Consider the following 13,418-nt stretch of genomic DNA (forward strand, 5'->3'; position numbering starts at 1 on the left):
TCTACGATGAAGATCTATCGAAGCTGCCAAGCAGCGGCAATGTGCCGATTGGTCAGGCGTGGCTGAACGCCCGCTTCTACATCGTGGACAGCCAGCTGAATCCGGTGCCGATCGGCGTACTGGGTGAGCTGTGCATTGGCGGAGCCGGGGTGGCACGAGGCTACCTGAATCGTGCAGACCTGACGGCCGAGAAATTCGTAGCGAACCCATATGTAGCGGGTGAACGATTGTACCGCACAGGCGATTTGGCGCGGTGGATGCCAGATGGCAATGTGGACTTTATTGGCCGGATGGATGATCAGGTCAAAATCCGGGGCTTCCGGATTGAACTGGGCGAGGTGGAAGCACAGCTGCTGACCGTGGACGGCATTCAGAAAGCCATCGTCACCGCCTGGGAAAACGAAGACGGAGACAAGGATTTGTGTGCGTATGTCGTAGCCTCTGATGCGCTGAATTTGCCAGAGCTGCGCAACATGCTGCAGCCCAAGCTGCCGGGTTATATGATCCCGACATATGTCGTACAACTGGATCAATTCCCGCTGACACCAAACGGGAAAATTGACCGCAAAGCGTTGCCTGCGCCGGAAGCGCGCCTCGAAGGAGGCACAGCATACGTGGCACCGCGGACACTACTAGAAGAGCAGTTGGTACGTATTTGGCAAAGTGTTCTGAATCATCCGCAGATCGGTATTAAGGACCATTTCTTTGAAGTGGGAGGACATTCTCTGCGCGCGACAACTCTGATGGCGAAAATCCATCAGGAGCTGAATTACAAGCTGGCGCTGCGAGATATTTTCCAATATCCGACGATTGAGCAACTGGTACAGGTGATGGGAGAAGTTCAGACACAGCAAACGTATGTATCCATCCCTGTTGCGGAGGAACGTGCATATTATCCGGTTTCCTCGGCGCAAAAACGGATGTACGTGCTGAGTCACCTGGAAGGCGGAGAGGTTAGCTACAATATGCCAGGCGCTTTGATCATTGAAGGTTCCTTGGATAAAACGCGACTGGAGCAAGCCTTCCACCAGCTGATTGCCCGTCATGAAGCCCTGCGAACCCGATTCGACATGGTAGATGGTGAGGTGATTCAACGGATTGAATCGGGCGTCGCATTCAACGTGGAGCATGTGCAGGCAAGCGAAGAAGAGACCCAGCAGTACGCACAGGACTTTGTACGTGCATTTGATCTCGCACAAGCACCGTTGCTGCGGGTTCAGCTGGTGGAAACCGGACCGGAGCGTCACGTCATGCTCTATGACATGCACCATATTATTTCGGATGGTGTGACTGAAGGAATTATCGTGCAGGAGTTCTCTCAATTATATGAAGGCAAGGAACTGCCGCCACTTCGCATCCAATACAAGGACTATGCCGTTTGGCAGCATGCCGATATGCAAAGTGAACGTCTTCGTGAGCAGGAAAGCTACTGGATGAACACGATGGCTGGTGACATTCCAGCACTGGATATGCCAACGGATTTTGCAAGACCAGCCGTACAGCGTCTAGAAGGAGCTCGATTGGAATTTGCGATCAGCTTGGAGGACAGCGAGCAGTTGAAACAGCTGGCCGCGCAAACCGGCTCCACCTTATACATGGTGTTGCTGGCCGCGTATAGCACGCTCTTGCATAAATATTCGGGGCAGGAGGATATTATCGTCGGCACGCCGATTGCCGGAAGACCGCATGCAGAACTGGAGGGCTTGGTAGGCGTATTCCTCAACACGCTGGCGATCCGCAATTATCCGTCTGGCGACAAAACGTTCCTGGATTACTTGCAAGAGGTCAAAGAGCATGCGCTCAGTGCTTATGAACATCAGGAATATCCTTTTGAAGAACTGGTTGAAAAGCTGAATTTAACGCGGGATACGAGCCGGAATGCGCTGTTTGACACGATGTTTGAGCTGAAAACATTTGAACAGCAGGAGTTCGAGCTGGAGGGTCTGACCTTTAAAACGTATCCGACGGACAATCATACGGCCAAATTTGATCTGACCTTGGATGCAGTGGAGCAGCCGGAAGGCATTCTGTGCAGTCTGGAATACAGCACGGCGCTGTACAAGGCTGAGACCATCGGGCGATTGGCACAGCATTTTACCGAGCTTGTCCGTGCAATTACGCTGCATCCGCAGCAGCCACTGGTAGCTTTGGAGATGGTAACCGTCGAGGAAAAGGCACAAATCATCTACGGTTTTGGAGATGTAGGGGTATCGGATGTTGCTGCGGTAGAAGCAGGAGCACTGTTCCATACCTTTGTGGAAGAACAAGCGCAGCTTGTACCGGATCACGTGGCGGTGGTGTACGGGGAGCAGCAGCTTACGTACCGCACACTGAACGAGCGTGCGAACCAATTGGCCCGTAAATTGCGAAATGAAGGCATTGGACGCGAGTCGATGGTCGGCATTTTGAGTGAACGTTCGGTAGACATGCTGGTCGGCGTATTGGCGGTATGGAAAGCTGGAGGCGCCTATGTGCCGCTGGATGCGGACTATCCGTCCGAACGTATTCGTTTCATGCTGGAGGACAGTGGTGCGACGGTACTGTTGACCCAAACGGGGTTGCAGGAGCGTGCACAGGCATGGCTCGAAGAAAGCCGACAGGCCTTGGCCGGAGGGCAGACTGAGGGCGAGTTGGAAACAGCGGCTGGCGCTGAGACGATGGAATCAAGTACTCTCCATGAAACCCTGAATGGAACAGCAGATTCGCCACCTGACAGCGAAGCAACGTCCGAATCCGCAGCGGGTTTGCGTCTGCATACCGTACTGGCGTTGGACGATGAGTCGTTGTACACCGGGGATACCACAGACGTCAATCACATCAATGAACCGCAGGATCTGGCGTATGTGATCTACACGTCCGGGACAACGGGACGTCCGAAAGGGGTCATGATCGAGCATCACAGTTTGGTAAACACAGCCGCGGCCTACCGTCGGGATTACCGTCTGAACCAGTTCCCGGTACGGTTGTTGCAACTGGCGAGCTTTTCCTTCGACGTGTTCGTCGGGGATATCGCACGGACGCTCTATAACGGTGGCACGATGGTCATCTGCCCGAAAGACGACCGGATTGACCCAAGCCGTCTGTACGGCTGGATTCGCGACTACCAGATTACGGTGTTCGAATCGACCCCGGCCCTGATCGTACCGTTTATGCAGCATGTGTATGAACAGGGACTGGACATGAGCAGTCTGGAATTGCTGATTACCAGCTCGGATAGCTGCAGCGTGACAGACTACCGGGTGCTGCAAGAACGGTTTGGCGCGGATATCCGCATTATGAACAGCTACGGCGTCACGGAAGCGGCGATTGACTCCAGCTTCTACGACGAAGAATTGTCGAAGCTGCCAAGCAGCGGCAATGTGCCGATTGGCCAGGCGTGGCTGAACGCCCGCTTCTACATTGTGGACAGCCAGTTGAATCCGGTGCCGATCGGCGTACTGGGCGAGCTGTGCATTGGCGGTGGCGGGGTGGCACGAGGCTACCTGAATCGTGCGGACCTGACAGCCGAGAAATTCGTGGCCAATCCGTTCGTGCCAGGTGAACGACTGTACCGCACAGGTGACTTGGCGCGGTGGATGCCGGACGGCAATGTAGACTTTATCGGGCGGATGGATTATCAAGTGAAAATCCGCGGCTACCGGATCGAGCTGGGCGAGATTGAAACGGCGATCCAGCGGGTGCCGGGCGTGCGTCAAGCGGTAGTCATCGACCGGACGGATGAGCGTGGACACAAGTATTTGTGCGGATACATCACGGGAGAAACCGAGCTGCGGATCGAGGAGGTACAGGCCGAGCTGGAAGCAGGACTGCCAGCACATATGGTACCTGCACGCTTGATGCGTCTAGAGACCTTGCCACTGACCCACAATGGAAAAATCGACCGCAAGGCCTTGCCGGAACCGGAAGGAAGCATCCATACCGGTGCAGCCTATGTGGCACCGCGTACCACGGTGGAGCAAGTGCTGGCTGCGGTATGGGCCGGAGTACTCGGCGTGGAAGCGGTAGGCACGCAGGATAACTTCTTTGAACTGGGTGGCGATTCGATCAAAGCCTTGCAAGTATCCTCCCGATTGCTGCAAGCAGGTTATCGACTGGAGATGAAAGACCTGTTCAGTCATCCAACCGTGTCTGCCTTGGCACTGAAAGTTCAATCGGTGACCCGATTGGCGGATCAGAGCGAAGTGGTGGGCGCTGTGAAGCTGACACCCGTTCAACAATGGTTCTTTGAGCAGAACCTGACGGATGCTCATCATCATAACCAGTCCATTATGCTGCATAGCAAGGACGGTTTTGATGAAACGGCCCTGCGCACAGCGATGGATCAAATCGTTAGCCATCACGATGCACTGCGTATCATTTTCCGACCTACGGAGCGCGGATATGAAGCTTGGAACCGCGCGGTCGGTGAGGGCGAGCTGTATACGCTGGATCGGGCCGACTTCAGAAATGAGTCTGAGGTATCTGCGGCGATCGCGGCCAAAGTGAATGAAATTCAGGCGGGTATTCATTTAAGCGAAGGACCGCTGGTGAAGCTGGGGCTGTTCCATTGTCCCGATGGAGATCATTTGCTGATGGCGATTCATCACTTAGTGGTGGATACCGTATCTTGGCGCATTTTGTTCGAGGATATTACGACCGCTTATGAGCAGGCATTGAACGGACAAGCGGCTCGTCTTCCGCACAAAACGGATTCGTTCCGCACCTGGGCGGATGGGCAGTCTCAATATGCGAACAGTCCGGCCATGGCAGCAGAACTCGCATTCTGGCAGGAAATGGAACAAGGCGTATATCAGCCGCTTCCAAAAGACGAGTCCCCTTCTCATTCCTTAAATAGGGACAGCGAGAACATTACAGTTACGTGGACAACTCAGGAAACGGAGCAGCTGTTAAAACAAGCGCATCGTGCCTACAACACGGAGATGAATGATTTGCTGCTTACCGCATTGGGACTAACGATTCATCGTTGGGCGGGCCTGGAACGAGTGCTCGTGAGCCTGGAAGGTCATGGACGGGAGTCCATTCTGCCAGAACTGGATATTACGCGCACCGTGGGCTGGTTTACGACCCAATTCCCGGTTGTGCTGGATATGAGCGTGGGGCAAGACCTTTCACAGCGCATCAAACATGTGAAAGAAGGACTACGCCGCATTCCGCAAAAGGGCATTGGCTACGGTATGTTGAGATACCTGTCCGCAGCACGTGAGCAAGAGCGTTTTGTAACCGAACCTGAAATCAGCTTTAACTATCTGGGACAATTTGACCAAGATATGCAAAATCAATCCATTGGTGTATCTCCTTACGCTAGCGGTGCAGAGCTTAGCGCCCATGCAGCCAGATCGCACACGCTGGATATGAACGGACTGATTTCGGAAGGCGAACTGCAATTGACGATCAGCTACAGCAAGCAGGAATATCGTCGTGAAACGATAGAGCAGTTAGCCGAACAGTTCAGAATCAGTTTGCAGGAAATCATTGCGCATTGCACAGGCCGCAAACAGCAAGAGCTGACGCCAAGCGATGTCATGCTGAAAAATGTAACCATGGCCGAGTTGGATCAATTGGTAGAACGGACTCGTGACATGGGGGAACTGGAAAATGTCTATGCGTTGACGCCGATGCAGAAAGGCATGTTGTTCCATAGTCTGATGGATGCAGAGTCAGGTGCTTATTTTGAACAAACGACCTTTGATTTGCACGGACGCTTCCAAGCGGATATTTTCCAAGATAGCTTGAATCATTTGGCGCAGCGGCATGAAATATTTAGAGCTAATTTCATCAGCGGTTGGCAGGATGAGCCTGTGCAGGTCATTTTCCGCCGTAAGGATGTTGGTTTCAGATGTGAAGATTTGCGTCATCTGAATGAGCAGGAGCGTGACGCGTATGTGAAGGAATTTATTCGCAAGGACAAGGCAGCCGGGTTCGATTTGTCCCGGGATGCGTTGATGCGCGTGGCGATTTTACGAACAGGCGACGAGGATTATTATTTTGTGTGGAGCTCTCATCACATCTTGATGGATGGCTGGTGTGTGGCGTTAGTCACGGATGAGGTGTTTGAGGCTTATTTTGCAGCCGTGGAGCATAGACAGCCGAAGCTTGCCCTCGTGACTCCATACAGTCAGTATATTGAGTGGCTTGAAGCACAGGATGTAGAGGCGGCAGCTGCGTACTGGAAGGATTATTTGCTCGGCTATGATCAGCAAACTTCGATTCCGACCGGAAAAGTAGGCGTGAAAGCGGACGATGCACAATTTGAGCATATCCTGTGCGATCTGGGCAAGGACTTGACCAGACGTATGGAAATGGTGGCCAAGCAGCATCACGTGACCCCGAATACATTGCTGCAAACAGCCTGGGGATTGCTGCTCCAAAAGTACAACGGTAGTGACGACGCTGTTTTTGGCGGTGTAGTGTCTGGTCGTCCAGCGGATATTACGGGGATCGAAAATATGGTGGGCTTGTTCATTAACACCATTCCAATACGTATCCGCAGTGGGGCTGAGGACACCTTTGCTGACATGATCAGAACGAATCAGCAGCAGGCGCTGACTTCTCAAGATTATGAAACGTATCCGCTATATGAAATTCAAGCCTTGAGCGAGCAAAAGCAAGATCTGATCAACCACATTATCGTGTTTGAAAACTATCCGGTGGAGGAGCAGGTCGAGCAACTTGGCGAAGGTGCAGAGTCGGATTTTGAAATTCGCAATGCAGGCATGATTGAACAAACCAACTATGATTTCAATCTGGTTGTCATGCCGCAGGAAGCGATGAAAATCCGATTTGAATACAATGCGAAGTTATATGATCGGGAAGCCGTTGAACGGACTCAGGGCCATCTGATACAGCTGTTGGAGCAGGTGGTGGCGAAGCCGGACATTCGCGTGTATGAGCTGGATATGGTAACCACGCAGGAGCGCAAGCAAATTCTCAGCGTATGGGGAGATACAGCTGCCGAGTATCCGAGCGGGCAAACGATCCATGGCTTGTTCGAGACACAAACGGCGCAGACACCGGAACAGCCAGCGTTGTTCTTCGAAGGAGAGCAGTTGACCTATCGCGAGCTGAATGAACGTGCGAATCGTCTGGCTCGTACCTTACGCAGTCAAGGCGTGACGAAGGATCGACTGGTGGGTCTGATGACCGAGCGTTCGGTAGACATGATCGTGGGCATCTTCGGGATTTTAAAAGCCGGGGGTGCATATGTCCCCATCGATCCGACGTATCCAGAGGAGCGTATCCGCTACATGCTGGACGACTCGGGTGCGAAGCTGTTATTAACGCAAAGCCATCTGGTGGATAAAGTGGCTTTCGACGGTAACGTGCTGGTGCTGAATGGGGCACAGGGCGTGTATCACGAGGATAGTTCCAATTTGGAATCGTTGTCTGGTCCGAACGATCTGGCCTATGTCATTTATACGTCGGGTACGACGGGGCAGCCGAAGGGTGTTATGTTGGAGCATCGCGGTCTATGCAATCTGAAAACGTATTTTGATCAGACGCTCAAGATCCGCACGTCGGATCATACGTTGCTGTTCGCTAGCTATTCGTTTGATGCGGCTTGCTGGGAAATCTTCCAGGCGCTGTTCTGCGGAGCCACGTTGTATGTGCCAACGTCAGAGACGATTTTGGACTATGAGAGATTCGAACATTATATGACAGAACATCAGATTACGGTGGCGACGTTGCCACCGACCTATGCGGTGTATCTGGAGCCGGGACGGATGCCAAACCTGCGTATTCTGTTCACTGCGGGTTCAGCATCCTCAACAGAATTGGTATACAAGTGGAAGGATCAGGTGGCGTACTACAACGGCTACGGTCCAACCGAAAACTCGGTGGCGACGTCCATCTGGCCGGTATCCGAGGATGAGAGAGCCGGACAACTCATTTCCATCGGACGCCCTATGCCGAATCATCGGGTGTACATGGTGGATGTGCATGGACATTTGGCTCCGGTAGGCGTAGCGGGTGAGCTGTGCGTGTCCGGTCCGGGTCTGGCCCGGGGTTATCTGGATCGCCCAGAGCTGACGGCTGAGAAATTTGTACCGAACCCGTTTGCGGCTGGCGAAGCCGGCTATGAACGAATGTACCGTACGGGTGACTTGGCGAGATGGATGCCAGACGGCAACATCGAATATTTGGGCCGGATCGACCATCAGGTGAAAATCCGGGGCTATCGGATCGAGCTGGGCGAGGTCGAGGCACAAATTTTGAAGGTGGAGGACGTACAAGAGGTCATCGTACTGGCACAAGCGGACGAACAGGGGCAAAACCAACTGGTGGCGTACTATGTTGCTGAACGGGAAGTGAGCGCTGGTGAGCTGCGCAGCTTACTGGGCGAGGAGCTTCCAAACTACATGGTGCCTTCGTATTTGGTGCAGCTGGAGCAGATGCCGTTGACACCGAATGGTAAAATCGACCGCAAGGCACTGCCAACACCGGAAGGTAACCTGCAAAGCGGAGCCGATTATGTAGCACCGCGGACATGGGTGGAAGTGAAGCTGGCGCAAATTTGGCAGGATGTGCTGGGTCTGGCGCAGGTCGGTGTGAAGGAAAACTTCTTTGAGATTGGCGGACACTCGCTGCGGGCGACGACGCTGGCCTCGAAAATTCACAAGGAGCTGAACAAGCCGCTTCCACTGCGCAGTATTTTTGAAGCTCCAACGATTGAAGAACTGGCAGCGGTCATGGAAGGTCTGGATCAAGTAACATATGCGTCCATTCCGGTAACGGAAGAACGCAACTTCTACCCATTATCTTCGGCGCAAAAACGACTGTATGTGCTGCATCAGTTTGACCCGAATGATGTGAACTACAACATGCCGTCGGTGCTGCAAGTGAGCGGACCGCTGGATGTGAAACGGGTAGAAGACGCGTTCCGTCAACTGATCGCCCGCCATGCAACGTTGCGTACCTGCTTTGAGCTGGTGGACAGTGAGCCGGTGCAATGGATTGAGGACACCGTGCCGTTCGAGGTGGAGTATACGAAGGTACAGGTAGAGGGTGCGACTGCGGATACGATGGTCAGCCAGGAAGCACAAGAACGGGTGCAGCAGTTTGTACGTCCGTTCGATCTGCAAGCCGCTCCGCTGCTGCGGGTAGGCTTGGTAGATTTGGGTGTACAAGGAACCGAGCAGGAACCGCAGCATTTGCTCATGCTCGATATGCACCATATCGTCTCGGATGGTGTGTCCATGGGAGTACTGACCGATGAATTTGTCCGCTTATACGACGGTGAAGAGCTTTCGCCATTGCGAATACAGTACAAGGATTATGCGGTATGGCAGCAAAGCAAAGCCCATCAAGAGTGGATGCAACGTCAGGAAGCGTACTGGCTCGACACCTTCCGGGGCGAACTGCCTGTGCTGGATCTACCGACAGACTTTGCCCGTCCGTCGGTACGAAGTACGGCAGGCGATACGGTGGTGTTCGGGCTGGAACGTGAAGTCAGCGAACGTCTGAAAGAACTGGCGGCGCACACAGGCTCGACATTGTATATGGTGCTGCTGGCAGCGTACACCGCGCTCTTACACCAATACAGCGGGCAAGAGGACATCGTAGTCGGCACACCGATTGCAGGACGACCGCATGCAGATTTGGAACCGATCCTCGGGATGTTCGTCGGTACGTTGGCATTGCGAAACTATCCGACAGCGGAACATACCTTCCGTAGCTACGTGGAAGAAGTGAAAGTTTGTGCTCTGCAAGCCTATGAACATCAGGACTACCCATTTGAGGAACTGGTGGAAAAGCTAAATGTGAAGCGGGATATGAGCCGCCATCCGCTGTTCGATACGATGTTTACCCTACAAACCACCGAAGAAGGCGAACTGCAACTGGCAGATCTGAGCTTCCGTCCATACGGTTTGGAACAAACGCCAGCGAAGTTTGATTTGACGCTGGAAGCCAGAGAGGAAGAGGCAGGTATCCAGTTCGGATTGCAATATGCAACCGTGTTGTACGAGCGCGAAACGGTAGAACGGATGACACGCCACTTTATTCGTTTGGCCGAAGCCGTGGCGGCGAACCCGGATGCGAAGCTGAGTGAGCTGGAACTGATTACGGCAGAAGAAACCGAGCAGATTCTGAAGGTGTTCAATGATTCGAATGCGTACAGCCTGCTTGGAGCATTGCAAGGCCGTTCGCTCAGCGAACGCTTTGAAGAGCAAGCGAAGTGCAACCCTGAGCGGATAGCAGTTGTGTCTGGGGCCACCGCGCTGACCTACACTGAGCTGAATGAGCGTGCGAACCAATTGGCTCGTGTGTTACAAGCGGAAGGGGTCGAAGCTGATCAACCGGTTGGCGTATTGCTGGAACGTTCTGCGGATATTCTGGTGAGCATTCTGGGGGTACTTAAGGCCGGAGGCGCATATGTACCAATGGATACGATGTATCCACAGGAGCGCATCGACTACATGCTCCAAGACAGTGGGGCCAAGGTCGTGATTACAAGTAGAGTTGCCAACCTGTCGCTTAGCTTGCCATCCACAGTTCGAGCTGTAGTCTTGGATGACGAGGACGTTCAAGCTCAACTGGGAGCACAGGATGCGAGCAATTTAATCCCTGTCGCCCGCCCACATAACCTGGCCTATATGATTTACACGTCAGGTACCACCGGCCAGCCGAAAGGGGTCATGATCGAGCAGGGCAGTGTTAGCAATCTGGTAGATGCTTTATTGGAGCGAGTATACAGCCGTTATGAACAGCCGCTTCATGTCGCATGGCTGTCGGCATTTGTATTTGACGCTTCAGTGAAGCAAGTCTTTGCCAGCTTGCTGTTAGGCCACACCCTGCACGTGGTGTCCCGTGACGTCAGTCTGAGCGGAGAGCATTTGATCGCCTACTACCGCACGCACCGGATTGATCTGTCGGACGGCACACCTGCGCATCTGCATATTTTGAACGAAAGCGTCAATGTGACGGAAGCGCCGGAAGTGAAGCATTACCTGATCGGTGGCGAAGCATTATCCGTGCAGCTGGTAAATGTGTTCTTGCACAAGTGGTCCGGGTATCGTCCGGTCATTACCAACGTGTACGGTCCGACCGAAACCACGGTAGATGCGACTGCTTATACGATTGAAGATGTAGAGTCCCTGAACGTACTGATGGAAAAAGGGGAGCACACGGTATCCATCGGAACGCCGATAGCGAACCAGTCTGTATACATCTTGAACAACCAGCAACAGCTGGTGCCGATCGGTATCGCTGGTGAGCTTTATATCGGGGGTGCGGGTGTGGGACGAGGATACCTGAACCTGCCGGAGCTGACGGCAGAGAAGTTCGTCCTGAATCCGTTCGCTGATGCGGCAGCAACCGATCAAGCGGACAGCACTCACGCAAACCGGATGTACCGGACGGGCGACCTGGCCCGGTGGTTGCCAGACGGCAGCATTGAGTATTTGGGCCGGATCGACCATCAGGTGAAAATCCGGGGTTACCGGATCGAGCTGGGCGAGGTGGAAGCGCAGCTGCTGACCGTGGATGGCATTCAGAAAGCCGTGGTCACAGCATGGGAAAACGAAGACGGGCACAAGGACCTGTGTGCCTACATCATAGCTTCAGAGTCCCTGAGTTTGCCGGAGCTGCGCAATGCGCTGCAGCCGAAGCTGCCGGATTACATGATCCCGACGTATGTGGTACAACTGGATCGTTTCCCGCTGACACCGAACGGGAAAATCGACCGCAAGGCGTTGCCGGCACCGGAAGCACGTCTCGAAGGAGGCCTGGAGTACGTTGCACCGCGGACGCCGCTGGAAGCCAAGCTAGCCCAAATCTGGCAGGATGTCTTGAAGCTATCCAGCGTAGGAGTCACCGACTCATTCTTTGACGTGGGTGGGCACTCCCTGCGGGCAACGACGCTGGTGGCCAAAATCCATCAGGAACTGGACAGCCGGATTACGCTGCGTGAGGTGTTCCAACACTTTACGATTGAGCAGCAAGCCCAGCTCATCGCAACGCACGGGACAGACACCTATACGGTGATCCCTGCGGCGGCGCAACAGGCGTACTACCCGGTTTCCTCGGCTCAAAAACGACTGTACATTTTGAGCCATCTGGAAGGTGGGGATCTCAGCTACAATATGCCGGGTGTATTAACCGTGGAGGGGCCGCTTCAGGCCGATCGGCTGGAAGATGCGTTCCGTCAGTTAATAGCCCGCCATGAAACGCTGCGGACTTCCTTTGAAATGGTGGAAGGCGAGGTCGTTCAGCGGGTTTACGATCAAGTGGAGTTTGCAGTAGAGCACCTGCAGGCTAGGGAGTCCGAAGCCGAAGCTTATATCGAGTCCTTTGTACGCAGCTTTGACCTTCGCCAGGCACCACTGCTGCGTGTCCGTCTTATTCAAACTGGACCAGAGCGCCATCTCCTGATGTACGACATGCACCATATTATTTCAGACGGTGTATCGTCTAACAATATCGTGCAGGAGCTGGTACAACTGTACGAGGGACAGGAATTGGAGCCGCTGCAAATTCAGTACAAAGACTACGCCGTATGGCAGCAGCAGGAGACGCAGCGTGAGTCATACCAACGCCGGGAACACTTCTGGCTGGAGCATTTAGCCGGAGAATTGCCGGTACTGGATTTGCCAATTGCTTATCCTAGACCTGCTGTTCGCAGCTTCGAGGGTGCGATGTATGAATTTACAGTGGACGCAAATGTATCCGAGCAACTGCACCGAATTGCGGCACAGACCGGAAGTACGCTGTACATGGTGTTATTAAGCGCCTACACCGTTCTGCTGTCCAAATACAGCGGTCAGGACGATTTGATCATCGGTACGCCAGTAGCAGGACGCTTGTTGCCTGAGCTGGAGCCACTGATCGGAATGTTCGTCAACACGCTAGCCATCCGGCATCAGCCGAAGGGCAACCAAACGTTCCACAGCTACTTGCTAGAAGCCAGAGATCGTACGCTGCAAGCCTTTGAGCATCAGGATTATCCACTGGAAGAGTTGGTGGAAAAGCTGGATGTAGCACGGGATGCAAGCCGTAACCCATTATTTGACACTATGTTTGTACTGCAAAATACGGAGTCACAGGAAGCGAAGCTAGAAACGCTGTCCTTCAGTCCATATGTTCAGGAGCACAGCATCTCCAAATTCGATTTGACCTTGTCTATGAGTGATGAAGACGGGGAAATCAAGGGTTCCTTTGAATATTGCACGAAGCTGTTTGGAGCCGACGCTATTGAGAGATTAACCAGAGATTTGATAGCGATCCTGTCCCAGGTTGGGATCAATCCAGATTTGCTGTTAAGCGATATTCAGGTGAACTCGGACGAGCAACCGGAAGGCTTCTCGCCGGATTCCATCGACTTTGTTTTCTAAATCCGTTTTCTAAATGCAATGAATTCACTTTGCGTGTGCAGAGGGCGGCGGCTTGTCCGACTGCCCTTGCCTGCAAAGTATTCTTTTTCT

Annotated in this window: 1 protein-coding gene; it reads left to right on the forward strand. The window is 53.4% G+C overall.

What is annotated here, in order from left to right; genetic code table 11:
• A partial coding sequence (locus tag WA407_RS25535; protein WP_442952058.1) for an amino acid adenylation domain-containing protein occupies positions 1-13,328 on the forward strand: 13,328 nt, incomplete at its 5' end.
• Between the last annotated feature and the right edge of the window lie 90 nt (positions 13,329-13,418).

This window comes from Paenibacillus sp. 203 (assembly GCF_037027525.1).
GTDB classification, from domain to species: Bacteria; Bacillota; Bacilli; order Paenibacillales; family Paenibacillaceae; genus Paenibacillus; species Paenibacillus polymyxa_B.